We start from the raw sequence: 26,035 nt of genomic DNA on the forward strand, positions 1-26,035 counted from the left end.
CAAGCGTAGCTTTGACAACGCTCTATAGAAAAAGCGGGACGGAGTTCAACTCCCTCTCGCTTTTTTGCGACCTGAATTTGCGCTTGCGTTCCTGTTCGTGACGAACCTGTACGCCACTCGATGAGGATACAAGCCTTGAGTACACCAGCCATCCTTGCACTCGCAGACGGAAGCCTGTTTTACGGCACCGCCATTGGCGCTGAAGGGGAAACCAGCGGCGAAGTGGTGTTCAACACCGCCATGACCGGTTACCAGGAAATCCTGACCGACCCGTCCTACTCCCGCCAGATTGTAACCCTCACATACCCCCACATCGGCAATACCGGTGTGAATGAAGAAGACATCGAATCCGATCGTGTCCAGGCAGCCGGCCTGATTATCCGCGACCTGCCGCTGCTGGTCAGCAACTGGCGCAGCACCGGTTCGCTACAGGATTACCTGAAGGCCAACAACATTGTCGGTATTGCCGATATCGACACCCGCCGGCTGACCCGCATCCTGCGCGACAAAGGTTCCCAGAACGGGGCCGTCGTTGCGGGTGCGAACGCCACAGCAGAGCGGGCACTGGAACTGGCCAACGCCTTCCCTGGGCTGAAGGGTATGGACCTGGCGAAAGAAGTGACCTCGGAAAAGACCTGGACCTGGAGCCAGAGCGAGTGGAGCATCGAAAGTGGCTACGGTGAGCGTACCGAATCGAAGTTCAAGGTCGTCGCCTGGGACTACGGAGTAAAGCTCAATATCTTGCGCATGCTGGCCGGTCGCGGCTGTGATATCACTGTGGTACCGGCCCAGACCCCGGCATCCGAAGTGCTGGCGATGAATCCGGACGGCGTATTCCTGTCCAACGGCCCCGGCGACCCGGAGCCTTGTGACTACGCCATTACTGCCATCCGCGAAGTGCTGGAAACCGAGATTCCGGTATTCGGCATCTGCCTTGGTCATCAGTTGCTGGCTCTGGCCAGTGGTGCGAAGTCCATCAAGATGGGCCATGGTCACCACGGTGCCAACCACCCGGTCCAGAATCTGAAGGATGGCACGGTAATGATCACCAGCCAGAACCACGGCTTCGCGGTAGATGAAGCCACTTTGCCGGATAACCTGGAGGCCACCCATAAATCCCTGTTTGACGACTCCCTGCAGGGTATTCGCCGCACCGACAAGCCGGCTTTCAGCTTCCAGGGTCACCCGGAGGCCAGCCCCGGCCCTCACGACGTGGCGCCGCTGTTTGATGAATTTATTCGCCTGATGGAGGCACGTTGATGCCCAAGCGTACCGACATTAAAAGCATTCTGATTCTCGGTGCCGGCCCCATTGTGATCGGGCAGGCCTGCGAGTTTGACTACTCCGGAGCCCAGGCCTGCAAGGCTCTGCGGGAAGAGGGTTACCGGGTTATCCTGGTTAACTCCAACCCGGCAACCATCATGACCGACCCGGTCATGGCCGATGCCACCTACATCGAACCGATTACCTGGAAAACCGTCGAAAAGATTATCGAGAAAGAGAAGCCGGATGCGCTGCTGCCCACCATGGGTGGCCAGACCGCTCTCAACTGCGCCCTGGACCTGGAAAAGCATGGCGTGCTGGATAAGCACGGCGTGGAGATGATCGGTGCCAATGCCGATACCATCGACAAGGCCGAGGACCGCGACCGTTTCGACAAGGCGATGAAAAAGATCGGCCTGGAATGCCCCCGGGCTACCATTGCCCACTCCATGGCGGAAGCCTGGGAAGTGGCCGACGATATCGGTTTTCCCTGCATCATCCGCCCCTCGTTTACCATGGGTGGCTCCGGCGGCGGTATCGCATACAACCGTGATGAGTTTGAGGAAATCTGTACCCGTGGTCTGGATCTGTCGCCGACCAATGAACTGCTGATCGACGAGTCCCTGATCGGCTGGAAAGAATACGAGATGGAAGTTGTCCGGGACAAAAACGACAACTGCATCATCGTCTGTGCCATCGAGAACTTTGACGCCATGGGCGTGCACACCGGTGACTCCATCACCGTGGCGCCGGCCCAGACCCTCACCGATAAGGAATATCAGATCATGCGCAACGCCTCGCTGGCGGTGCTGCGTGAAATCGGTGTGGAAACCGGTGGCTCCAATGTACAGTTTGGTGTCAACCCGGATAACGGCCGCGTGGTGGTCATCGAAATGAATCCCCGGGTATCGCGGTCCTCCGCGCTGGCCTCCAAAGCCACTGGCTTCCCCATCGCCAAAGTAGCGGCGAAGCTGGCAGTAGGCTACACGCTGGACGAGTTGCGAAACGAGATTACCGGTGGTGTGACCCCGGCCTCCTTCGAGCCCAGTATCGACTACGTCGTGACCAAGATTCCGCGGTTCACCTTCGAAAAATTCCCCCAGGCGGATGCCCGTCTGACCACCCAGATGAAGTCCGTGGGTGAGGTGATGGCTATTGGCCGTACCTTCCAGGAATCCCTGCAGAAAGCCATGCGTGGCCTGGAAGTGGGCTCTGACGGCTTCGAAGAGAAGGTGGACCTGAGTACCACCGACGGTCGCGAAACGCTTACTCAGGAGCTTAACGTTCCTGGTGCCGAGCGCCTGTGGTACATCGGTGATGCCTTCCGTGCTGGTATGTCCGTGGACGATGTGTTCCGTAACACCCACGTGGACCCGTGGTACCTGGCTCAGATCGAGGATCTGATCAAGGAAGAGAATGCTCTCAAGTCCGCAGGCAAGGCCGATATCGATCGCGATACCCTGTTCCGTCTCAAGCGCAAGGGCTTCTCCGATGCCCGGTTGGCCAGGTTGCTTGGGCTTTCCGAGGTCAGCCTGCGTAAGCTGCGCCATGACATGAACATTCGCCCGGTTTACAAGCGGGTGGACACCTGTGCAGCGGAGTTTGCCTCCTCTACCGCCTACATGTACTCATCCTATGAGGAGGAGTGCGAGGCGGCTGCATCCGACCGCGAGAAAATCGTGGTGATCGGTGGCGGCCCCAACCGAATCGGGCAGGGCATTGAATTTGACTACTGTTGTGTTCACGCCGCCCTTGCCATGCGCGACGATGGTTACGAAACCATCATGATTAACTGCAACCCGGAAACGGTATCTACCGATTACGATACCTCGGATCGTCTCTACTTCGAACCGATCACCCTGGAAGACGTGCTGGAAATCATCAACGTCGAAAAACCAAAGGGCGTAATCGTCCAGTACGGCGGCCAGACCCCGCTGAAACTGGCCCGTGGCCTGGAGGCGGCCGGTGTGCCCATTATCGGTACCAGCCCGGATGCCATCGACCGCGCAGAAGACCGGGAGCGGTTCCAGCAGATGATTGGCCGCCTTGGTCTCCTTCAGCCGGAAAACGCGACTGTGCGCAGCCACGAAGAAGGCATCGTGGCCGCCCGTGAGATTGGTTATCCGCTGGTGGTCCGCCCGTCCTACGTGTTGGGTGGTCGTGCCATGGAGATCGTTTACGACGAAGACGAACTGGTTCGTTACATGCGCAATGCCGTGCTGGTTTCCAACGACAGCCCGGTATTGCTGGATCACTTCCTGAATGCGGCCATTGAGGTGGATATTGATGCCATCAGTGACGGCAAGGATGTGGTCATCGGCGGTATCATGCAGCATATCGAGCAGGCAGGCGTGCACTCCGGTGATTCTGCGTGTTCTCTGCCGCCCTACACGTTGCCGAAGGACGTGCAGGATGAAATGCGCGAAGCCGTGCGCAAGATGGCGATCGAACTGGAGGTCATCGGCCTGATGAACGTCCAGCTGGCCTGGCAGGATGGCCGGATCTACGTCATCGAGGTCAACCCCAGGGCCTCCCGCACCGTGCCGTTCGTATCCAAGGCCATCGGTGTGTCCCTGGCCAAGGTGGCCGCGCGGGTCATGGCCGGCAAATCGCTGGCCGAGCAGGACTTCACGCAGGAAATCGTCCCGGCTTATTATTCCGTCAAGGAGTCGGTGTTCCCGTTCAACAAGTTCCCGGCTGTGGATCCCATTCTGGGGCCGGAGATGAAATCTACCGGTGAAGTAATGGGCATTGGCGACAGCTTTGACGAAGCATTTGCCAAGGCGGCCCTGGCCTCTGGTGAGCGCCTGCCGGTGAAAGGAACGGCCTTTATGTCGGTTCGTGACGTTGACAAGCCCGGTGCTGCCAAAGTGGCGCAGGATCTGGTCGACGCCGGCTTCAAAGTGATTGCCACCACCGGTACTGCCAAGGCTCTGAAAGAAGCCGGAATTACCGTTGACCGGGTGAACAAGGTGCGGGAAGGGCGTCCGCACATTGTGGATGCCATCAAGAATGGTCAGGTTCAGCTGATTATCAACACCACCGAAGGTCGCAAGGCCATTTCAGACTCGGCACAGATTCGCCAGTCTGCCTTGCAGTCGAAGGTAACCTATACAACGACCCTGGCGGGCGGTGAAGCGTTCTGCAGGGCAATTATGTTTGGCCCTGAGCGTACTGTACGCCGTCTTCAGGATCTACACGCAGGAAAGTAAGACTATGGCTGACAGAGTACCCATGACAAAGGCGGGTGAAATCCGCCTCCGCGACGAGCTCAAGAAACTGAAGTCCGAAGACCGTCCCCGGGTGATCGCTGCTATTTCCGATGCCCGTGAACACGGTGACCTGAAAGAGAATGCGGAATACCATGCCGCCCGCGAGCAGCAGAGTTTTATCGAAGGCCGCATCCAGGAAATCGAGGGCAAGCTGTCCGCGGCTCAGGTGATTGACGTTAACACCATCGAGAACACCGGTAAGGTGATTTTCGGCACCACGGTGCGGCTGCTCAACGTGGATACCGACGAGCAGGTGACCTATCAGATTGTCGGTGAAGATGAGGCAGACATCAAAGCTGGCAAACTGTCGATTTCCTCGCCCATTGCCCGGGCACTGGTGGGCAAGAGCGAGGGCGATGTGGTGGCGATTCGCGTGCCCTCGGGAACCGTTGAATATGAAATCGAGCAGGTAGAGCACATCTGAGGTCAGCTATGCCTTCGGGCACCAAAAAAGCCGGCGGGGCTGACCCTGCCGGCTTTTTGCTTTCTCTGCCCGTTTAGCCAGAGGCTCAGTGCTTCTGGCGCAGCAGGTTGGAGAGCTTCGGATTGGGCTTCTTCGCCCGGCGCATGATGACGGCAATCTTGCCGATGGTCTGTACCAGTTCAGCGCCCGAGGCTTCGCACAGGGCGGCTACCGCTTCCTGGCGCGCTTCCCTGTCCTGGCTGGCTACCTTGATCTTGATCAGCTCGTGATCGTTCAGGGCGCGCTCAAGCTCTTCCTGAAGCCCTTCTGTCAGGCCCTTGTCGCCAACAATAATGACTGGCTTCAGGTTGTGGGCGATGCCCCGGTACTCCCGGCGCTGTTCTGGCGAAAGACTCATTATGTAATCTCTTTATGGATGCAATTAACAAATCGTCAGCGGCGAAATAGCGGACGATTCCGTATAATTGCTGGATTGTAACAGATCGCCCGGCCGGTGAAATGGCAGTTACCACGTATCCAGGCGCAGAGGCAGAATGTTTATCGGAGGTAGATTTTGGCCCGTTCGAAAACCAGTGATCGCTGGCTGAAGGAACATTTCGACGACGTCTGGGTCAAAAAGTCCCGGGAAGACGGTTATCGCTCCCGAGCCAGCTATAAGCTGATTGAACTTGATGAAAAAGACCGGCTGTTCCGGCCCGGCCAGGTTATTGTGGATCTGGGTGCGGCCCCCGGGGGCTGGTCCCAGGTGGCGGTTGAGCGGGTCGGCGACAAGGGCGTGGTTATTGCCAGCGATATTCTGGAGATGAGCCCGCTGGCCGGTGTGGAGTTTGTCCAGGGGGATTTTACCGAGCAGTCAGTGCTGGATGAATTACTGGAATTGATGGGTGACCGGCGGGCTGACGTTGTAATTTCAGATATGGCACCCAATATGAGTGGTATGGCGGCAGTGGATATCCCTAACGCCATGGGCCTGGTGGAACTGGCGCTGGATATGGCGCAGAGAGTGTTGAAGCCGGGTGGTGTGTTTGTCGCCAAGGTCTTTCAGGGAGAAGGATTTGATACCCTGCTGGCGGACATGCGCAAAAGTTTTGGCACCGTTGTCAGCAGGAAGCCTGACTCCTCCCGGGCACGATCGAGGGAGATTTATCAGGTGTGCAAAGGATTTAAGGGCTGACCCGCCCGCACGACGGAAATGGCCGTGGGATTGATGCCCAGGCAGTGGTCGATACGGATAAGCCGTTTCTGGTGGACGGGCGTACAATTGGTGTAAGGTGTCAGAAAAGGCTTTCTCCTGACGGGGCGATCCTTCAATTCACAGGTGACGATCCTTGAACGATATGGCAAAAAATCTGGTTCTCTGGCTTATCATAGCCGCCGTACTGCTGATGGTGTTTCAGAATTTTACTCCCACCACCAGCGGCCAACAGGTCAATTATTCGCAGTTCGTGGAAATGGTGCAGGACGGGCAGGTCCGTCAGGTAACCATCGACGGCTTGCAGGTTCAGGGTGTCCGTGGTGACGGGTCCCAGTTCCAGACCATCAGGCCCCAACTGGCCGATGAAAAGCTGATGGACGATCTGCTGGCCAACCAAGTGGAAGTCATTGGCAAGGAGCCAGAGCGCCAAAGCCTCTGGACGCAGTTGCTGGTGGCTGCATTCCCGATCCTCATTATTATCGCGCTGTTCGTGTTCTTCATGCGACAGATGCAGGGGGGTGGCGGCGGCAAAGGGCCCATGTCCTTTGGCAAGAGCAAGGCTCGCCTGATGAGCGAGGATCAGATCAAGACCACCTTCGGTGATGTGGCCGGCGTGGATGAGGCCAAGGAAGACGTCAAGGAACTGGTGGATTTCCTGCGGGACCCCAGCAAGTTTCAGCGTCTTGGTGGCAGTATTCCCAAGGGTGTTCTGATGGTGGGGCAGCCAGGTACCGGTAAGACCCTGCTGGCCAAGGCGATTGCCGGCGAGGCCAAGGTTCCGTTCTTCTCGATTTCCGGTTCGGATTTTGTGGAAATGTTCGTGGGGGTGGGTGCGTCCCGTGTCCGTGACATGTTTGAACAGGCCAAGAAGCAGAGTCCCTGTATTATCTTCATCGACGAGATCGATGCGGTCGGTCGCCATCGTGGTGCCGGCATGGGTGGTGGTCACGATGAACGTGAACAGACTCTGAACCAGTTGCTGGTGGAAATGGACGGCTTTGAGGGCAATGAAGGCGTTATCGTGATTGCCGCCACCAACCGTCCGGACGTTCTGGACCCGGCGCTGCTGCGCCCGGGTCGTTTTGACCGCCAGGTGGTGGTTGGTCTGCCGGACATCATCGGCCGTGAGCAGATTCTGAAAGTTCATATGAAGAAAGTGCCGCTGGCCGATGGCGTCGAGCCAAAGCTGATCGCCCGTGGTACGCCCGGATTCTCGGGCGCCGATCTCGCCAACCTGGTCAACGAGGCAGCCCTGTTCGCGGCTCGCCGCAATCAGCGCCTGGTTTCCATGGAAGAGTTCGAGCTCGCCAAAGACAAGATCATGATGGGTGCTGAGCGCAAATCCATGGTCATGAGCGAGAAAGAGAAACGGAACACGGCCTATCATGAGTCCGGCCACGCCATTGTAGGGCGTCTGGTGCCTGAGCATGATCCGGTCTACAAGGTCAGTATCATTCCCCGCGGCAGGGCACTGGGTGTCACCATGTTTCTGCCGGAGGAAGACAAGTACAGCCATAGCAAGCGTTTCCTCATCAGCTCTATCTGCAGTCTGTTCGGTGGTCGTATCGCTGAAGAGCTTACCCTGGGCTTTGATGGTGTCACCACCGGTGCCTCCAACGACATCGAGCGGGCCACCAGCCTGGCTCGCAATATGGTTACCCGGTGGGGGCTGTCTGAAAAGCTCGGACCGCTGCAGTACGATACTGACAGCGAAGAACCGTTCCTGGGCCGTTCCGCTGGCCAGGCGCAGACCGTCTACTCTCCGGAAACGGCACAGCGGATTGACGAGGAAGTTCGCAACATCATCGACAGCTGTTACGAGAAAGCGCGTCAGCTGCTGATTGATAACCGCGAAAAGCTCGACATGATGGCCGAGGCCCTGATGAAGTACGAAACCATTGATCGTCACCAGATTGACGACATCATGGAAGGACGTGAGCCCCGTCCGCCGAAAGGCTGGGGTGATAGCGGGCCCTCGGGTGGCGTGCCGGCTGATGAGCCAGAGCAGGAACCTGCTCCCAAAGGTTCTGACGACGGCCGTCAACCCGGCGTCGGCCGTCCCGCCGGTGAGCACTGACCCGGTGTAGTGCCACGGCAACGATCACTAACCCATTTACGCCGCCCCGGCCGGGGCGGCGTTTGTTTTTGCAGGTGTACTAAGGGTTGCTTATGCAAATGAACTTCGCGGGCCGAATGCTGGATATGTCTGGCTGCCACGTTATGGGCATACTCAACGTAACGCCAGACTCTTTTTCGGACGGTGGTCGCTTTAACCAGGTGGATGCCGCCCTGGCCAGGGCCCGTGAGATGGCGGCAGATGGTGCGGTGTTCATAGATGTGGGTGGTGAATCCACGCGCCCCGGGGCTACGCCGGTGTCTTTGGACGAGGAGCTGGAGCGGGTTTGCCCGGTGGTAGAGGCCATCACCCGTGAGCTCGATGTGATTGTATCCGTGGATACCAGCTCACCCCGGGTGATGGCCGAGATTGCAAAGCTCGGCGCAGGCATGATCAATGATGTCAGAGCCTTGCAGCGGGAAGGGGCGCCCGATGTGGCGGCCCGGGCAGGGATCCCGGTATGTGTGATGCATATCCAGGGAGAGCCGGATACCATGCAGGACGATCCACGTTATCGCAATGTACGGCGCGATGTCAGTTCGTTCCTGACCGAGCGAATGCGGGTTATCGAGAAGGCAGGGGTGCGGCCAGATAATATTATCCTGGATCCCGGTTTCGGTTTCGGCAAATCGCCCGTACATAATCTGCAGCTTCTGGCATCACTGGAGCAGCTGCAACTGCTCGGGCACCCGGTGCTGGTGGGGTTGTCCCGCAAGAGCGTGCTGGGGCATATCACCGGTCGTGAAGTCAACGAACGCTTGCCGGCGAGTCTCGCGGCCGCGACAATATCTGCGATGAAGGGCGCGTCAATTATCCGTGTCCATGATGTCAGGGAAACAGTTGATGCCGTTAAAGTGGTAATGGCAATGGAGGAAGCTGGACGATGAGTGACAGGAAATATTTTGGCACGGACGGTATACGGGGTCGGGTTGGCGAGTACCCGATCACACCGGAATTCATGCTGCACCTGGGGTGGGCTGCCGGGCAGGCTTTCAAGCGTGACGGCCAGCGCAACAGCGTGCTGATCGGCAAGGACACGCGTCTGTCGGGTTATATGTTCGAGTCTGCCCTGGAATCAGGTCTGTCAGCGGCCGGCGTGGATGTAAAATTGCTGGGCCCTATGCCGACGCCCGCTATCGCCTACCTGACACGCACATTCCGCGCTTCTGCGGGTATTGTCATCAGCGCTTCCCACAACCCGCACCACGACAATGGCATCAAGTTCTTTTCTCCTGAAGGTACCAAGCTGGATGACGCCCTTGAGGCCGAGATCGAGCGTTGGCTCGACCGGCCCATCGAGGTATGCGACGCCAAAGAGTTGGGCAAGGCCTTCCGCGTGGATGATGCCCCGGGTCGCTATGTCGAATTCTGTAAGAGCACGGTGCCCAACGAATTTTCCCTTGAAGGTCTGCATATTGTTCTGGATTGTGCTCATGGGGCAACCTATCACGTGGCGCCCAAGGTGTTCCGTGAACTGGGTGCGAGGATTTCGGTGGTTGGCGGCGACCCCGATGGGCTGAACATCAACCTCGATGTCGGCTCGACGCACCTGGAGACCCTGAGTAAGACAGTGCTGGAAAAGCAGGCCGACTTGGGTATCGCCTTTGATGGCGACGGGGACCGGGTGTTGATGGTGGACTCTGACGGCTCGGAAGTTGATGGCGATGAGTTGCTGTACGTTATTGCCACCCAGCGTCATGCTGCCGGCACGCTGAAAGGGGGCGTTGTGGGCACGTTGATGACCAATCTGGGTGTTGAGCTGGCACTGCGGGAACAGGGTATCGATTTCGAGCGCGCCAAAGTGGGCGACCGCTATGTGATGGAAAGGCTGATCGAGCGGGGCTGGCTGCTGGGCGGCGAAGGTTCCGGACATATGGTGATCCGTGACTGCACCACCACAGGCGATGGCATTGTCTCGGCGTTGCAGGTGTTGCTGGCGATCAGCCGTGCCGGCACTTCGCTGGCGGATATTCGCCAGGGTATGAGCAAACTGCCCCAGAAAATGATCAATGTACGGGTGGACAAGCGTTTTGATCCATTGGGGCGCGAGGATATTGTGAGCGCTGTGGCGTCGGCCGAAGAGCGGCTGGGCGGCGGTGGCCGGGTACTGCTGCGCGCCTCCGGCACTGAGCCTCTGATCCGCGTAATGACGGAAGGGCAGGATGAGTCGGAAATTGTGAAGATTGCCGAGGAACTTGCTGTTGTTGTGGAGAATTCCCGGGGCTGACTTTGTACCCGGGTGCAGTTGTCTGCCACAAAAGACTGCTGTATAGTTCGCCCTCCCTCGAGTCAGGGCCGAATCAGGGGCTTTTTATGCGCCGTAAGATCGTCGCCGGAAACTGGAAGATGAACGGGTCGAAAGACCTTGTGAATAGCCTGGTTGGCCATGTCAGGTCAGAGTTGGCATCGCTTGATAATGGTGTGGAGGCTGTTATTATTCCTCCCGCCCTGTTTGTTGGCGATGTTATCAGGCAGTCCGGCGGAAAGGTTGCCGTTGGTGTCCAGAATATTGCCTGTTGGGATTCGGGTGCCTACACCGGGGAAATATCTGCGGTGATGGCCAGAGATGCCGGATGCGATTATGCCCTTGTGGGGCATTCGGAGCGCAGGCAGCTGTTCGGCGAAACCGACGAGCAGGTAGCAGTCAAGGTCGTCAGGGCATTGGCGTCAGGGTTGGATGCAGTGATATGCGTTGGCGAAACCCTGGAGGAGCGCGAAGCTGGCACGGCCGTAAGTGTGGTTTCGGGTCAGGTTCGTCGGGCTGTTGCGGATGTCGAGTCCGGGCAGTGGCGACAGGTTGTGATCGCCTATGAACCGGTATGGGCCATAGGAACCGGAAAAACGGCCACTGCTGAAGATGCCCAGGCCATGCATTCCGCTATCCGGGCCGAGCTGGCTTCCCTGGGGGCGCCGGCGGAAAAGATATCCCTGCTTTACGGCGGCAGTGTAAAAGCGGATAATGCGGCCGCACTTTTTGCTCAGCCGGACATTGACGGTGGCCTGATTGGCGGTGCATCGTTAAATGCCAACGATTTTGTGAGTATTTGCCGGGCGCTGCCGGGCAAATCCTGAAAGATAAAGATTCGCGAACGCCATTGGCGCGAATCATCTGGTTATTAGAGAGACATTATGGATTGGGTCGAAACACTGGTTGTCGTTATCCACGTGGTCATCGCGGTGGCGCTGGTGGGTCTTGTGCTGATTCAGCAGGGTAAGGGTGCCAACGCGGGCGCTGCGTTTGGTGGCGGTGCCTCCCAGACCGTATTTGGTAGTGAGGGCAGTAGCAGCTTTCTGGTTCGCGCCACGACCTTGCTCGCCATTGTATTTTTTGTAACAAGTTTTTCGCTGGCTGTATTCGCCAAGCAGCGTGCCGAAGTGGCAGGGGAAGCTGGAATTCCTGTGGTTCAGGAATCCCGTTCCGATGCCGGGCAGGCTGAGGGTGAATCGGCAGATGAAGGCGAAACCGGGCGCGGGGATGAAAATGAACTCCCCGAGCTCGAGTAAGAGTGTTGCCCGGGTGGTGAAACTGGTAGACACGCTATCTTGAGGGGGTAGTGGCGAAAGCCGTGCCGGTTCGAGTCCGGCCCCGGGCACCATATTAGAAGAAAAGCGGCTTGGAATGACCAGGCCGTTTTTTTTGGTCAGTCCTTGACCAGTAAGGCCGGCGTCTCTATACTCCGGCGGATATTGGAGCGGGCTCCGGGCACAGGGTGCCCAGTCGGTTTCAGGCAGGCCAGGTGTCTGTCAGCAGGGGAGTTTTGGTTTTGGTTATCCTCTGCGAGTTCTTGCAACAAAGGGCCCCACATTTTCAGGGGCTTTTTGATTAAGGGGCCTGGCGCATCAGGCCCTGGTGCATAAAAAGGGCTGATCAACAGCCCTTTTTTTGTTTTTGGGGTCGAAAAAACGAGTAATGGAGACCGAATAGCCTTGTCAGCCAAGTTGAAGCAGCTGGAAGAAATACTCAGGCCGATCGTCGAAGGTCTGGGCTACGAATTCTGGGGCATTGAATTCCGCTCCCAGGGACACCATTCCCTGTTGAGAATATTTATTGACGACGCCGAGAACGGCATCGGCATTGAAGACTGTGAAAAAGTCAGCCGCCAGGCGAGCGGCGTGATGGATGTGGAAGACCCCATTCAGACAGAATATACCCTGGAGGTTTCCTCTCCGGGCATGGATCGGCCGTTGTTCCGACTGGAGCAGTATGAGGCATTCGCCGGCCATCAGGTCCAGATCAAATTACGGATGGCATTCGAGGGGCGTCGCAAGTTCCAGGGCCTGATTAAAGGCGTTGAGGGCGAGGACGTTGTCGTGGTTGTTGATGATCACGAGTACCTGTTGCCATTCGATAGCATCGAGAAAGCCAACATCGTTCCGGCATTTGAATAAGTCAGTGGACGCAAAGTTTATTTTAAGGGCAGGGCAATCCAATGAGTAAAGAGATCTTGCTGGTGGTTGAATCCGTCTCGAACGAAAAAGGTGTCGAGAAGGACGTGATCTTTGAAGCAATTGAGCTGGCGCTCGCCACCGCTGCCAAAAAACGTTACGACGACGAGGAAGCCGATATCCGGGTTTCCATTGATCGCCGTACCGGCGAATACGAGACGTTCCGCCGCTGGCTGGTGGTTGATAACGACGCCGTTCCTGCTCTTGGCACCGAGCTGACCATGCAGGAAGCCGAGGAGATCGACGGGAACCTCCGGCCGGGCGACATCCATGAAGAAAAAGTGGAGTCTGTTGCTTTCGGACGTATTGGCGCCCAGGCAGCCAAGCAGATTATCTTCCAGAAAGTGCGGGAAGCTGAGCGCAGCAAGATTGTCGACAGCTATCGTGACCGGGTAGGTGAGCTTGTCTCCGGTACCGTAAAGAAGGTGACACGGGATAACGTCATCGTGGATCTGGGGGCCAACGCTGAAGCCCTGCTGCCCCGCGAGCACCTGATTGCGCGCGAGACTTTCCGCATGGGTGACCGGGTTCGTTCGCTGCTGCAGGAAATTCGCACCGATCACCGAGGCCCGCAGTTGATCCTGAGCCGCACGGATCCGCAGATGCTGATCGAGCTGTTCCGTATCGAGGTCCCGGAAATTGCCGAAGAGCTGATCGAAATCCGTGGTGCTGCACGGGACCCCGGTTCCCGGGCCAAGATTGCGGTGAAAACCAATGACCGCCGGATTGACCCGGTAGGTGCCTGCGTTGGTATGCGTGGTTCCCGCGTACAGGCCGTTTCCAACGAGTTGGGTGGTGAGCGTGTTGACATTGTGCTTTGGGACGACAACCCGGCACAGCTGGTTATCAACGCCATGGCGCCTGCAGAAGTAGCGTCCATTGTTATGGACGAGGACCGTCACACAATGGAAGTGGCTGTCGCTGAGGATAACCTGGCGCAGGCCATCGGCCGTAACGGACAGAACGTGCGTCTGGCCACAGAGCTGACGGGCTGGACACTGAACGTGATGACCGAAGAAGAAGCCGGGCAGCGTCAGGAACAGGAATACAACACCTTGCTGGAGCACTTTACCGGCAACCTGGATGTGGACGAGGAATTTGCCGGTGTTCTCATCGAGGAAGGCTTTACCTCTATTGAGGAAGTGGCGTACATCCCCATGGAGGAGATGCTCGCTATTGAAGGGTTCGACGAAGAAACCGTCACGGAATTGCGTCGCCGTGCCAAGGATGCCCTGCTGAACCAGGCTCTGGCCAGCGAAGAGGCACTTGAAGGCGCGGAACCCGCAGAGGATCTTCTGGCAATGGACGGCATGGACCGGGGCCTGGCGTTCAAGCTGGCAGGTATGGGTATCCGTACCATGGAAGATCTTGCAGAGCAGTCGGTTGATGACCTGATCGACATTGAAGGTATGGAAGAAGAGCGTGCCGGCCAGTTGATTATGGCTGCACGCGCCCCCTGGTTTGAAGACCAGGCTTAATCGGGAGGAGGACCAGTATGGCTGATGTAACGGTAAAACAACTGGCCGCAGATGTAGGCGCTCCCGTGGATCGTTTGCTGCGACAGATCGTGGAGGCTGGCCTGAAAGCCCGCTCCGAAGAGGACTCTGTCACCAGCGATGAGAAGCAACAGTTGCTGACCTATCTGAGAAAGAATCACGGTGAGAGTGAAGCGGAACCGAAGAAAATCACTCTCAAGCGCAAGACAACAACCACGCTGAAAGCGGGCCGTGCAAAAACGGTCAACGTTGAGGTTCGCAAGCGCCGTACGTATATCAAACGCGCCGAGCTGGAGCCGGAAGCGGCCAGGCAGGAAGAGGCCGCCGAGCAGGCTGCCGCGGCGCCGGAAGAAACGCCTGCGGTAGCGGCTCAGCAGGCACAGCCGGCAGAGGTGCCGAAGCCGGAAGCGCCGGTTTCAGAGACGCCTGCGGAAGAGCCGTCGGGCGAAGAGAAACCGGCAGCTGAAGAGAAGCCGGCCGGTAAAGAACCATCGAAAGAAGCTGCCGAGCCGGAGCCGTCACCGGTTCCCGCACCGGAAGATATGCCGATCCCGCCTCCTGAAGAGGGCGAAGGCAAGGATCGCAAGCCGAAGAAAAAGAAAGAAAAAGCGCGTGAGCGCGGCGACGAGCCGGACGAGGGCAAGCCGAAGAAGAAATCTGCTGGCCATCGCGGCCCGCGTAATCGTCCGGTTGAGGAACCTCTTGTTATTAATGAAGAAGAGGAAGATACCACGCTGCGCAAGCCACTTCGCGCGAAAAAGAAACCCAAAGAGAAGCGTCACGCTTTCGAGAGGCCTACCAAGCCAATGGTAAGAGAAGTCGATATTCCCGAGACGATCACCGTGGGTGACCTTGCCCAGCGAATGGCCGTCAAGTCAGCCGACGTCATCAAGAAACTGATGGGCATGGGGGTAATGGCGACCATCAACCAGGCCCTGGATCAGGAAACGGCAGTACTGGTAACCGAAGAGCTTGGCCACAAGGCGAATACGGTCAGCGAGGACGCATTCGAGGAAGAAGTGCTGAGCGAATTTGCCTTTGAGGGCAGGGAAAAGACCAAGCGTGCGCCGGTGGTCAGCGTGATGGGTCACGTCGACCACGGCAAGACCTCGCTTCTGGACTATATCCGTCGCACCAAGGTGGCTTCAGGCGAGTCCGGTGGTATTACGCAGCACATCGGTGCTTACCACGTGCAAACCGACCACGGCATGGTGTCTTTCCTGGATACCCCGGGCCACGCGGCTTTCACGGCCATGCGTGCACGGGGCGCCCAGTGTACCGATATCGTTATCCTGGTGGTGGCGGCCGATGACGGTGTGATGCCCCAGACCAAGGAAGCGGTGCAGCATGCCCGCTCCGCCGGCGTGCCCATTGTTGTTGCCATTAACAAGATGGACAAGGAAGAGGCCGACCCGGACCGCATCAAGACCGAACTGGCCGGTATGGAAGTGATTCCGGAAGACTGGGGCGGTGACGTCCAGTTTATCCCGGTATCCGCCCACACAGGCGACGGCATCGACGACCTGCTTGAAGCCCTGCTGCTTCAGGCCGAAATCCTCGAGCTTGAGGCGTCCCCGGACGCGTCGGCCAAGGGCGTGGTTGTCGAGTCCAGTCTCGAGCGTGGCCGTGGCTCCGTGGCCACTGTGCTGGTCCAGAATGGCACCCTGCGCCAGGGCGAAATGGTTGTGGCTGGTTCCTTCTTCGGTAAGGTTCGCGCCATGACTGACGAGGCCGGCAAACAGGTCAAGGAAGCGGGTCCCTCCATTCCCGTGGAAATCCTCGGCCTGAACGGCACGCCGAATGCCGGCGACGAGTTCTTCGCCGTGGCCGACGAGAAGAAGGCCAAGGAACTGGCGGAATTCCGCCAGGCCCGCGAGCGGGAGCAGCGTCTGCACAGGCAGCAGGCGGCCAAGCTGGAGAACCTGTTCGAGAACATGGGCAAGGACGAGGTCAAGACCCTCAACGTGGTCCTCAAGACCGACGTTCGTGGTTCCCTGGAAGCCATCACCAAATCGCTCCAGGATCTGGGCAACGACGAAGTGCAGGTCAAGATTGTGTCCTCCGGCGTTGGTGGTATAGCCGAAACAGACGTCAGTCTGGCCATGGCAACCAATGCGGTTATCTTCGGCTTCAATGTGCGTGCCGATACGGCTTCCAAGCGTCTGGTGGAGCAGGAAGGCCTGGATCTGCGGTATTACAGCATCATCTACAACCTGATCGATGATGTGAAAGCAGCCCTGACCGGCATGCTGGCACCAGAATTCCGCGAGGATATTGTCGGTATCGCCGATGTGCGTGACGTGTTCCGCTCACCGAAATTTGGCCAGGTGGCCGGCTGCATGGTCACTGAGGGCACGGTATACCGTAATAAGCCGATCCGCGTTCTGCGTGACAACGTGGTTATCTTTGAAGGCGAGCTGGAATCCCTGCGTCGCTTCAAGGATGACGTACCCGAAGTCCGGAACGGCATGGAGTGTGGTATCGGTGTTAAAGGATACGATGTGAAGGTCGGCGACCAGATTGAGGTGTTTGACCGCATCCGCGTCGAGCGTAAGCTTGAGTCTACGGGGGCCTGATGCCAAGAGAGTTCAGCCGGATTGATCGCATCGGCGATCAGATGCAGCGTGAGCTGGCCCAGCTCATCCAGCGGGAGGTCAAAGACCCGCGGGTGGGTATGGTCACGGTCAATGCCGTCAAGGTAAGCCGTGACCTGGGCTACGCCGATATCTACGTATCCCTGCTCACCACCGAAGAGCTGACCGAGGAGTCCCCCGAAGTGCGGGACTCCCTGGCGGTACTGAACAAGGCTTCCGGCTTTCTGCGCGGACAGATTGGTCGCGCCATGAAGCTGCGGGTCACGCCCCAGCTGCGGTTCCACTTCGACTCGCTGCTTGGGCACAGCCGCCACATGGATAACCTGATTCGCGAAGCGGTTGGCGACAAGCCGGCGGTTGATCGGGATGGTGAAGCGGATAATGACCGTTCATCCGACGATCAGGAGCGGGACGTTTGAGTCGTCGCCGTAAAGGCCGTGACGTAAACGGCATCCTGGTTATCGACAAGCCGATGGATATTACCTCCAATGGCATCCTTCAGCAGGTGAAGCGCCTGTTTGGTGCGGCCAAGGCCGGTCATACCGGCGCGCTGGACCCGCTGGCTACCGGCGTTCTGCCGCTGTGTTTTGGCGAAGCGACGAAGTTCTCCCAGATGATGCTGGACAGCGATAAGGCTTACATCGCGACGGCGCGTCTGGGTGTCCGCACCGAGACCGGTGACAGTGAAGGTGCGGTGGTGTCTGAAAAGCCGGTGCCGGCCGGGCTGGATGCGGAAACCCTGGAGCCGGTCCTCGACCAGTTCCGAGGTGAAATCCAGCAGGTCCCCTCCATGTATTCCGCGCTCAAGCACAAGGGCCGCCCCCTGTACGAATACGCACGGGAAGGCATCGAAGTGGAGCGCCCATCCCGCCCGGTTACCATCTACGAGCTGAAACTGCTGGAAGTGCGTGAGGCGGAGATCGACATCGCGGTCAGTTGCACCAAGGGCACCTATATCCGTTCCCTGGTGGAAGATATCGGCGAGGCTCTGGGCTGCGGCGCTCATGTAACGGCCTTGCGTCGCACGATGGCTTCAGGCTTTACTCTGGCGGACGCCGTTGAGGTCACCACCCTGGAGTCCATGCGTGAACAGGGCGAAAGCCTGGATGGTCTGTTGGTGGCCCCGGATGCCGCGCTATCCATGTTCCCGGAGCAGGAACTGGAGGGCAGTGCACTGGTATCGATATTGAACGGACAACCAGTTAGAATGACTGGTCAGCCAGCCGAAGGGTACGTTCGCCTCTATGGCAACGGGCGTTTTGTGGGGCTGGCGGAAGGATTCCCGGACGGGGAGGCCACCAAACTGGTGCCTCGCCGTCTGGTGAAGAGTGGCTGACAACCGTTTTATAATGGTTGTCGCTGATTAGCCGGGCTGTAGAGATGCGTGGTTCGGCCGAATTCGATAGCATCGCGACAATAGAGGTGAGTTATGGCACTTTCTGCCAACGAGAAAGCACAGATCGTTAAGGATTTTCAGCAGGGTGATGGCGATACCGGTTCTCCAGAAGTGCAGGTTGCACTGTTGAGCCACAACATCAACAAGCTGCAGGATCACTTCAAGACCAACAAGCAGGATCACCATTCCCGCCGCGGTCTTATCCGGATGGTTAACCAGCGTCGTAAGCTGCTGGACTACCTGAAGCGCAAGAACGCAGACCGCTACCTGGAACTGATCCAGCGTCTGAACCTGCGTCGCTAGTAGCCCGGTTGTATTTAACGGCCGGCGGGGCGATTGCCTCGCCGGTTGTGCTTTTCCCCTGCATTGTGTCTGTCAGTGAAACCTGAAGAAACTCCCTGTCGTATTGGAAAGTTGAAATTGATAGCAGGTTGTTGAAAACCCCGGCCTTACGAAGCGCCCTCGGGCCCGGTGTTTCCAACAGCCTGTTAGCTTTCAGACGGGTTACTCTTCAGTTCATCGGTTCAGGCCTTGCAGTTATAACGGATTGTCCGCAGGGGCGGATGGTCTGAGTCAAATTGAAAAGATGAATTCAGGAGTTACAGTGAATCTCACACCCGTAAAAAAATCGTTTGAACTTGGCGGCAAGACCGTCACGATTGAGACTGGCCGTATCGCGCGTCAGGCTACCGGCTCCGTGCTGGTGACCATTGATGACATTTCGGTATTGGGCACCGTAGTCGCGGCCAAAGAAGCCAAACCCGGTCAGCCGTTCTTTCCGCTGACTGTCAACTACTTCGAGAAGACTTACGCTGTGGGTAAAATCCCCGGTGGATTCTTCAAGCGTGAAGGCCGCCCGTCCGAAAAAGAAACACTGACCTCGCGACTGATCGACCGTCCGATTCGTCCACTGTTCCCCAAGGGGTTCATGAACGAAACCCAGGTGATCACCACGGTGATGTCATCCAGCAAGAACCAGGACCCGGATATTGCTGCCATGCTGGCTGCCTCCGCCGCACTGGCTATCTCCGGTATCCCGTTTGACGGTCCTATCGGTGCTTCACGCGTAGGCTACACCAATGAGCGTGGTTATTTCCTGAACCCGACCTTTGAAGAGCTGGAAACCTCCCTGCTGGACATGGTTGTGGCCGGTACCGAGGATGCGGTGCTGATGGTTGAGTCGGAAGCGAAGGGCCTGATTGAAGACCAGATGCTGGGTGCCGTGCTCTTCGGTCACCAGGAAATGCAGACAGCCATTACCGCCATCAAGGAACTGGCTGCTGAAGTGGGCAAGCCTCGCTGGGAATGGCAACCAGAGCCGGAAAACACCGAGCTCCTGAATGCTGTGAACGCCGAAGCGGCCGGTGCGATCGAAGAAGCCTACAGCATTCGCGACAAGATGGAGCGTTACGCGCGCCTGGGCGAGATCAAGACCGCACTGGTTGAGAAGCTGGCTGGTGAGGAAGAAGGTCAGCCTTCTGCAGATGACGTCAAGAAGTACTTTGGCAAGGTTGAGAAGACCATCGTTCGCAAGCAGGTTATCGATGGCAAGCCACGTATCGATGGCCGCGACAACAAGACCGTCCGTCCGATCGAAGTCGAAGTCGGCGTTCTGCCCAGCACCCACGGTTCCGCCCTGTTCACCCGTGGTGAAACCCAGGCTATCGTGACGACCACACTGGGTACTGCCCGTGACATGCAGATCATCGATGCTCTGGAAGGTGAGCGCAAGGATCCGTTCCTTTTCCACTACAACTTCCCTCCGTACTCCGTCGGCGAAGCCGGCCGTGTTGGTACACCGGGTCGTCGTGAAGTCGGCCACGGCCGTCTTGCCAAGCGTGGTGTGGCTGCGGTTATGCCTACCATGGAAGAGTTCCCGTACACCATTCGTGCGGTGTCCGAGATCACTGAGTCCAACGGTTCCAGCTCCATGGCATCTGTCTGTGGTTCCAGTCTGGCACTGATGGACGCGGGTGTGCCCATCAAGGCGCCGGTTGCCGGTATTGCCATGGGTCTGGTCAAGGAAGGCGACAAGTTCGCGGTTCTGACTGACATCCTGGGTGACGAGGATCACCTCGGCGACATGGACTTCAAGGTCGCGGGTACCGCCGAAGGCATCACTGCCCTGCAGATGGATATCAAGATCCAGGGCATTACCGACGAGATCATGGAAATTGCCCTGGACCAGGCCAACGCAGCACGCCTGCACATCCTGGGTGAAATGGCGAAGGTGATTTCCTCGCCGCGTAAAGAGCTTTCAAGCCGTGCGCCGAGCATTACCACCATCAAGATCAATCCGGAGAAGATCCGCGACGTTATTGGCAAGGGCGGTTCCGTGATCCGCTCTATCTGTGACGAAACCGGAGCCTCCATCGATCTGGACGACGACGGCAACGTGAAGATCTACGCCGACAACCAGGATGCAGCCAATGCTGCGATGAAGCGGGTGATGGAAATCACTGCTGAAATCGAGGTGGGTGCTATCTACAGCGGCCGCGTTGAGCGCATCGTGGACTTCGGTGCCTTCGTTAACATCCTGCCCGGCAAGGATGGTCTGGTACACATCTCCCAGATCTCCGAACGTCGCATCGAGAACGTCACCGACGAGCTCAGCGAAGGCCAGGAAGTGCTGGTGAAGGTTCTGGACGTAGACAACCGTGGACGCGTAAAGCTGTCCATGAAGGAAGTGAAGGAAGGCGAACAGCCGACGGATTTGTCTGCGCTGTAAGCTTGAATTCTACAAAGAACCCGCCATGCTTCTGAGCTTGGCGGGTTTTTTGTCCTCAGGCCTGCTAGTTCGGTGCAGCGTCTATCGCCATCAGGCTTTCAAAACACGCCACGTAAATACGTCCCTGTAGGGCTCGGTCGCGCCATCCCTGGCGCTCCACGGTTTTGCAAGCCTGATGGCGATAGACGCCCGGATTTAGCGACCATCCTCATCCCCATTTGCATCCATGAACCCCAAAACTGCCGCCTGATACCCCGGAATCACAAACGTGGCCCCATGCCCCGTATCCGTCCTTAAGAACCGCTTGGGTTCTTCCGCCGCTTCAAATAACTGCTCACCATGATGGAAGGGGATAATCCCATCCCGCTCACTGTGAATCACCATCACCGCCACTGGGCTGATGTCGCCGATGCGTTCATAAGCCTCGTACTCATCGGTGATGGTCCAGCTCAGGGGAATCTGGAACGGCCAGGTCAGCCAGAAGTCGCCCAGTTTCTCGCGGGCAATAGCGCGGAAACCGGAGAAGGTTCCGTCAAGGATCACGCCATCCAGTGGCGGCTGTTCGTCCCGTTTGACCCATTCGCTGGCCAGAGCGGTGCCAAGTGCGCCACCGAGGCTCTGGCCCAGCAGGAACAGTGGCCGGTCCTGTACGTCGGACTGGTCAATTAGCCATCGAAGGCCGGCTTCTGCGTCGTGCAGGGTGCCCTCTATGTCCGGTGCACCGGTTGAGCGGCCGTATCCCCGGTAGTCGATTATGAAAACGTTATAGCGCCTCTCAGGCAGCCAGGCGATGTTCATGATGTGGCTGCTCATGTTCTGGGCGTTGCCGTGCAGGTAATAGACCGTGCCTTTAGGGTCAGATTTGGCAGGCAGCCACCAGCCGTGGAGGGTTTCTCCATCCGGGGTGTCCAGGTACACATCGTCGTATTCCAGGTTCAGGCGGTCGGGTGTGACGTAGGTGACCTGGTCGGGATAGAAGAACACACTGCTGCAGCCTGTCTGCAACAGCAGTGCGAGCGCGGCGACTGTGCCCGCCAGTGTTCTTAGAAGTAGGCGTGGAGTCCGAGTTGCCATGTGCTGCGGTACCTGTCGTAGTGGTCTTCACGGCTGAATTTTCCGAACAGGCTGAGCTCCCGCCCGAAGTGCCAGTTGCCCTCAAGGTAGGCCTGGTCCTGGCGGTGCTGGCTGCTGACGATCCAGGCCCTGGTTTTAACGCCAGCGAGAAGGCTGAACTGGTTATTCTGGTGGAGTAGCCCAAGGTCGGCGCCTGGAGCGGCGTCGTAGCCGCGGCGCAGGTCGTCGTCGATTTCCAGATCGGCAGTGGCCATGGCGAAGGCCTGGGTGCCGGGCGCCAGTTGCCAGCTTCCGCCTGCGCCGCCTTCCAGGTAAGGGGTGAATACACGGTCGGTTTCCGTGTCAGTGCGACGGCCGCCAAAGCCCACCTGCCAGGACAGGGGCGAAAAGAACTGGTTTCGGGGCGACAGGGAGCGGATCTCCACGCCGGTCAGTTGCTCAATCTGCAATTCGTTGTTGTCGGTATACAGGCGGGCGTCCAGGCGCAGGAACTGGAGTTGGGCGCCGCCACGGTAGCCGGCTGGAGGGTCCAGGACGTCGTGGTACGCGGGGCGCAGGGTCAGTTCACTGAAGTTGCGGTCGTTTAAGCGTCCGCCGCTGAGGCTGGCGCGGAAGGTACCGTGGCCTTGATCGTCACGAATGGCAGGCTCGGGCGGGCCTTCCTGGGCGGCAACGCCGCGAATCTGGCTGCGCTCCCGCAGCAGATCGTGGGAGAGAGGGGCTGCGTGCTCCCGGGGCCAGCCTTCGGCTTCACTCTGGTAACGGACATAATCGTAGGTCGCGTCCAGCACCCGGGCTTGTTGTTCATCATTCAGTGCCTTGACCTCCGGTGCATCCGCCTTGACGTAGCCGTTGGCGATGGCAGCAGCCAGTGTCTGATGGTCGTCAGGCAGCGAATCGATGCGATGGCTGACACTGGTTGCCGCTGAGGGGCGGTAATAGACCTCTTCGACCAGCCCCCGGTCCACCACCCAGCGCACGGTGTCTGAAGGAATCGCATGGGTGCTGACCTCATCCAGCAGGTCGGTGCCGGGGCGGGCCACGTCGATCAGGGCCAGCAACCGATAGGCGCAGTTCTCGTCGAAGAAGTAATAGTCGAAATTCTGCTCCCGGATCTCCCACGTATGGGCCAGCATCATGTCCACTTCCGGCTGGGACAGGTTGAGTTGGTACTCCCACAGGTCCCGATGCTCAATATCCGAATAAAGCCGGATTTTTTCGTAGTAGGGCTGGATGGAGGTGATGCCGGGGTACCCGCCGAATATGCCTTTGTAGGCAAACAGGATTTCGTTGTCGCCTGGCGCCGCATTGGCTGCATAGGAAATGGTGTTGGCAAGTAGAAGATTGGCATTTTTTTGATCCTGAGGCGAGTCGAGGCGAAGGAAGGTGTGTCCGAACATCGATGACGGGCTGTTCAGGTACGAGGCGGCAAACACCAGTGTTACGGTTTCGGTATTAAGCTCTTCGGCCCATTCGTCGTAGGCAGGGCAGTCTGCCGGTTCTTGTGACAGGTCCAGTTGCTGTCTCAGCCAGCGGTCCCTGGCGGGAAAACGGCAGCGGGCGTGGTCGTCGCCGTTTCCGGGCTGGGTGATGGCTTCCAGTGTGGCGTCGAGCTCTGCTCCCGGCGAAGTTTTACCCTGATCGCTGAGAAAAAAACTGTCATCGTCCGCCTGGCTGGTATAGCCATCACCGAAGCGGTCGGGCTGGTAATGTACAAGAGTCAGCCATGCAGGGTGTTGGTGAAGGTCTCCAGTGTCCGGAAGCGAGTTGGCGTTTGCGTGAAAACCTGTTGCCAGCCAAAGCAGGGCCAGCACGAACCGAAGCCAAGTGCGCATGGATGGTCAGCCAGTTCCGGGTTAGAGAAAGCGTAGATAATTCGTTAATGGTTGCGCCGTCCTTGGCGCACTGTTTCCTTTTCCTGGCCGGAGAATCAGGCTGCTACGTACTTACTCAGCGATTCGTTCTGTTCCAGCAGGGCTACGATGGCATCCACTGCTTCACCGGATGTGGTGTCTTGATCTGGATAAATAGTAGAAAAATTCTGGTTAAGAAGTGAGTAGAAGTCGTCTCTGTGTTCTTCCTGAACACCTAGTGCAATTGCCATTGCTTCCAAATTTTCGCCGTATCCGCGCGATATATCGGCAGCAATCTGCGGTCCCCGAGAATCCATGAGCATAGCCATCGATTGAACGCTTTCGTTTGTATTACATCCCGTGAGACCAAGTGTCATGCTAACTGTTTGTGATGCCATTCCATTCGTTGTTGCTCCAAGCACATGGGGAACAAGACCCGATTGTCCTTTCCATATCATTGCGCCTACACCGCAACCAGGCTGTGCGAAAGTTAGGGTAGAGGCACTCAGGAGCAGTGCACCTGCGATCAGTTTTTTCATTATCCACTCCTTGTTTAATTTAGCTGTCGTCGCACACGCGCCACAGCGCCTCAGAGTGTCCCGGGGTCGGCGCGCTAACGGCCCTGACTGATTTCCCATAGAGTCAAGTCGACCGTTGACTTTGAGTATAGTTCATATACGTGGAAGGCAAATTACAAAGGCGAAGGAGTGATTGACTTGGCCTGATAATCAAAACGAGAGTTTGTTTTATATTCCTTAACTGGCTAAAAAGTGATCAATTGTGACTGTATTGTTATATAGTATTGATTTGGGTATAGTGCGGGCGGCCAAGAAGGCCCTCAACTAACACATGGAGACACGATTTTGAAAAAAGTTCTAATTGCATCCTCACTGGTTCTCGCTGGCGCGCTGTCTGGCTGTAGCTCAATGAATGTCAGCTCAAATGCTATGCCCATCACTGCTCCTTTGGAAACAAACCTGAAGGCTGATGTCGAAGTTGGCGAGAAGATCACTGGTAAGGCGTCTGTTACCAAGATATTGTTCTTCACCATTGCAAACGATAAAGAGTTTGCTGATGGTGTAGCATACGGAGCTGGTGGTTCAGGAGGCGGCGCGCTTCCATTCGAGAATCCGGTTTCCAAGGCAAAGTCTGCCGCAGCTTATAAAGCTATTACCGAGTCTGGTGCGGATATCATCGTAGCTCCTCGTTACACGGTTAAGACCGACGACTTCCTCGTTTTCGGTACTATCAACGTAACTGTTGAAGGTTACAAGGGCACCATTAAGAGCATCAAGTAAGATCTTATTTGTGTATAAAAAAGCCGGTGACTTTAAAGTCACCGGCTTTTTTATACACAAAATGAGCAAGATAACATTGATATTAGGGTATTTATTTCTACGGATGAGGCTAAGCCTGAAACTTCGGAGCTAGCTTATCATCGGACTCAAACTTATTTGTGCCGTAAAGTCATAGTGCGCGAATATTTACAAAATGGCCTAATCGAGGCGTTGCTTGCACGATTGCCATCCATTACTTCGCTTTGCAGTTGTTACCTTCCCAGCGCCAAGTAACGATTCGATCGGACTCGTTGACTTCAAAGTACGTTCTGCACCAAAAGTTTAGTGTTTGACCGCCAGTGGTCGTTGAATTTCCATAAACGGTATTGCCAACGACATTGTAAGTGCTGTTGGTCTGAGCTGGCATCGTATAGCTGCCTGAGGTGCTATAAGCGTAAACAGTGTTACCGTTGGGGGCTTTAAACGAGTTTTCTGGGTACCCCCAAGAATCAACAAGTCGATTAACATCTGTGCCAACCCAACTCCTGAGTATATCTTCATAGTTTGCAGTTGTAGCACATCCGGATGAAAGGCAAGCCAACAGAATCAAGATTAAAACCCTTACCTTCACAATGGTTTTCTCCCTTGGCTTAATTAGAGCAAAGCTGCTGATCTAAGATACATTTAATTACCTAAGAAAATCGTCTGTTTTATAGTGTCGCAGCTCCGACTTTGGTGCTGCCCATGATCAGAAAAATTAGCTAGTGTTCCGTCCGGGTATTTCCTAAGTGTATATATGCTATAATTCGAGCTGTTATTCACGAGCTTGGAGACTCTGTTTTGGCCCGCAAACCAGCACCCTTTAATCTTACGGTAAACGATCAACTGGAGCTGGAAAGCT

General features: G+C 57.1%; 21 protein-coding genes and 1 tRNA gene. 18 read left to right on the plus strand and 4 right to left on the minus strand.

What is annotated here, in order from left to right:
- Positions 1-135: 135 nt before the first annotated feature.
- Genes carA through greA form a run of 3 tightly spaced genes read left to right on the plus strand, consistent with a single transcriptional unit; the run spans position 136 to position 4,959 of the window.
- The gene (gene carA / locus ABJM11_RS19460) at positions 136-1,260 is read left to right on the plus strand and encodes a glutamine-hydrolyzing carbamoyl-phosphate synthase small subunit (protein ID WP_348296675.1); all 1,125 of its coding nucleotides are present in this window, start codon (positions 136-138) and stop codon (positions 1,258-1,260) included.
- Positions 1,260-4,475: a carbamoyl-phosphate synthase large subunit gene (gene carB, locus ABJM11_RS19465; RefSeq protein ID WP_348296676.1), complete on the plus strand. Its 3,216-nt coding sequence runs from the start codon at positions 1,260-1,262 to the stop codon at positions 4,473-4,475. The genes carA and carB overlap by 1 nt, the downstream gene beginning before the upstream one ends.
- Before the next feature lie 4 nt (positions 4,476-4,479).
- Positions 4,480-4,959: a transcription elongation factor GreA gene (greA, locus tag ABJM11_RS19470; protein WP_150990146.1), complete on the plus strand. Its 480-nt coding sequence runs from the start codon at positions 4,480-4,482 to the stop codon at positions 4,957-4,959.
- 85 nt (positions 4,960-5,044) lie between these two features.
- On the opposite strand, the gene yhbY is transcribed toward greA, so the two are convergent.
- Positions 5,045-5,356, minus strand: coding sequence for a ribosome assembly RNA-binding protein YhbY (yhbY, locus tag ABJM11_RS19475; protein ID WP_137437277.1), 312 nt, complete (start codon positions 5,354-5,356; stop codon positions 5,045-5,047).
- A gap of 156 nt (positions 5,357-5,512) precedes the next feature.
- Between yhbY and rlmE the strand changes: the two genes are divergently transcribed.
- The 14 genes from rlmE to pnp all read left to right on the plus strand — a co-directional run bounded on the left by rlmE (position 5,513) and on the right by pnp (position 20,930).
- Positions 5,513-6,133 carry a 23S rRNA (uridine(2552)-2'-O)-methyltransferase RlmE gene (gene rlmE, locus ABJM11_RS19480; protein WP_348296677.1) on the plus strand — a complete coding sequence of 207 codons (621 nt, stop codon included), beginning with the start codon at positions 5,513-5,515 and terminating at the stop codon, positions 6,131-6,133.
- A 154-nt stretch (positions 6,134-6,287) separates the two neighbouring features.
- Positions 6,288-8,231, plus strand: a complete 1,944-nt coding sequence (gene ftsH, locus ABJM11_RS19485) for an ATP-dependent zinc metalloprotease FtsH (protein WP_348296678.1) — start codon at positions 6,288-6,290, stop codon at positions 8,229-8,231.
- A 92-nt stretch (positions 8,232-8,323) separates the two neighbouring features.
- On the plus strand, positions 8,324-9,157 hold the full coding sequence (gene folP / locus ABJM11_RS19490) for a dihydropteroate synthase (RefSeq protein ID WP_348296679.1): 834 nt from the start codon (positions 8,324-8,326) through the stop codon (positions 9,155-9,157).
- Entirely contained in the window at positions 9,154-10,497 is a 1,344-nt protein-coding gene (gene glmM / locus ABJM11_RS19495; RefSeq protein ID WP_348296680.1) for a phosphoglucosamine mutase, read from the plus strand. The genes folP and glmM overlap by 4 nt, the downstream gene beginning before the upstream one ends.
- Positions 10,498-10,583: 86 nt before the next feature.
- A complete protein-coding gene (tpiA, locus tag ABJM11_RS19500) occupies positions 10,584-11,342 on the plus strand; it encodes a triose-phosphate isomerase (protein ID WP_348296681.1) in 759 nt (252 codons plus the stop codon).
- A gap of 57 nt (positions 11,343-11,399) precedes the next feature.
- On the plus strand, positions 11,400-11,774 hold the full coding sequence (gene secG / locus ABJM11_RS19505) for a preprotein translocase subunit SecG (RefSeq protein ID WP_348296682.1): 375 nt from the start codon (positions 11,400-11,402) through the stop codon (positions 11,772-11,774).
- Between the two features lie 7 nt (positions 11,775-11,781).
- Positions 11,782-11,866, plus strand: a tRNA-Leu gene (locus ABJM11_RS19510).
- Positions 11,867-12,197: 331 nt separating this feature from the next.
- The gene (gene rimP / locus ABJM11_RS19515; protein WP_150990125.1) at positions 12,198-12,659 is read left to right on the plus strand and encodes a ribosome maturation factor RimP; all 462 of its coding nucleotides are present in this window, start codon (positions 12,198-12,200) and stop codon (positions 12,657-12,659) included.
- A gap of 41 nt (positions 12,660-12,700) precedes the next feature.
- The gene (gene nusA, locus ABJM11_RS19520; protein ID WP_348296683.1) at positions 12,701-14,194 is read left to right on the plus strand and encodes a transcription termination factor NusA; all 1,494 of its coding nucleotides are present in this window, start codon (positions 12,701-12,703) and stop codon (positions 14,192-14,194) included.
- Positions 14,195-14,211: 17 nt separating this feature from the next.
- Positions 14,212-16,788 (plus strand): translation initiation factor IF-2, encoded by a 2,577-nt coding sequence (gene infB / locus ABJM11_RS19525; RefSeq protein ID WP_348296684.1) that lies wholly within the window; start codon positions 14,212-14,214, stop codon positions 16,786-16,788.
- The gene (rbfA, locus tag ABJM11_RS19530) at positions 16,788-17,225 is read left to right on the plus strand and encodes a 30S ribosome-binding factor RbfA (RefSeq protein ID WP_348296685.1); all 438 of its coding nucleotides are present in this window, start codon (positions 16,788-16,790) and stop codon (positions 17,223-17,225) included. Before infB ends, rbfA begins: the two co-directional genes overlap by 1 nt.
- Positions 17,222-18,142, plus strand: coding sequence for a tRNA pseudouridine(55) synthase TruB (gene truB / locus ABJM11_RS19535; protein WP_348296686.1), 921 nt, complete (start codon positions 17,222-17,224; stop codon positions 18,140-18,142). Before rbfA ends, truB begins: the two co-directional genes overlap by 4 nt.
- A 93-nt stretch (positions 18,143-18,235) precedes the next feature.
- Positions 18,236-18,505: a 30S ribosomal protein S15 gene (rpsO, locus tag ABJM11_RS19540; protein WP_137435803.1), complete on the plus strand. Its 270-nt coding sequence runs from the start codon at positions 18,236-18,238 to the stop codon at positions 18,503-18,505.
- Between the two features lie 301 nt (positions 18,506-18,806).
- Positions 18,807-20,930 carry a polyribonucleotide nucleotidyltransferase gene (pnp, locus tag ABJM11_RS19545; RefSeq protein WP_348296687.1) on the plus strand — a complete coding sequence of 708 codons (2,124 nt, stop codon included), beginning with the start codon at positions 18,807-18,809 and terminating at the stop codon, positions 20,928-20,930.
- A gap of 195 nt (positions 20,931-21,125) precedes the next feature.
- Here pnp and ABJM11_RS19550 read toward each other — a convergent pair whose 3' ends face one another.
- The 3 genes from ABJM11_RS19550 to ABJM11_RS19560 form a co-directional block, all read right to left on the minus strand.
- Complete coding sequence (locus tag ABJM11_RS19550) at positions 21,126-22,004, minus strand: alpha/beta hydrolase (RefSeq protein ID WP_348296688.1); 879 nt, start codon at positions 22,002-22,004, stop codon at positions 21,126-21,128.
- The gene (locus ABJM11_RS19555) at positions 21,974-23,839 is read right to left on the minus strand and encodes a DUF4105 domain-containing protein (protein ID WP_348296689.1); all 1,866 of its coding nucleotides are present in this window, start codon (positions 23,837-23,839) and stop codon (positions 21,974-21,976) included. Before ABJM11_RS19555 ends, ABJM11_RS19550 begins: the two co-directional genes overlap by 31 nt.
- Positions 23,840-23,934: 95 nt before the next feature.
- Positions 23,935-24,396 (minus strand): DUF3015 family protein, encoded by a 462-nt coding sequence (locus ABJM11_RS19560; protein ID WP_348296690.1) that lies wholly within the window; start codon positions 24,394-24,396, stop codon positions 23,935-23,937.
- Between the two features lie 324 nt (positions 24,397-24,720).
- Between ABJM11_RS19560 and ABJM11_RS19565 the strand changes: the two genes are divergently transcribed.
- Positions 24,721-25,155, plus strand: a complete 435-nt coding sequence (locus tag ABJM11_RS19565; RefSeq protein ID WP_348296691.1) for a hypothetical protein — start codon at positions 24,721-24,723, stop codon at positions 25,153-25,155.
- The last annotated feature ends 880 nt before the right edge of the window (positions 25,156-26,035 follow it).

The sequence above is a fragment of the Marinobacter sp. genome (genome assembly GCF_039977835.1).
Classification (GTDB): Bacteria; Pseudomonadota; Gammaproteobacteria; order Pseudomonadales; family Oleiphilaceae; genus Marinobacter.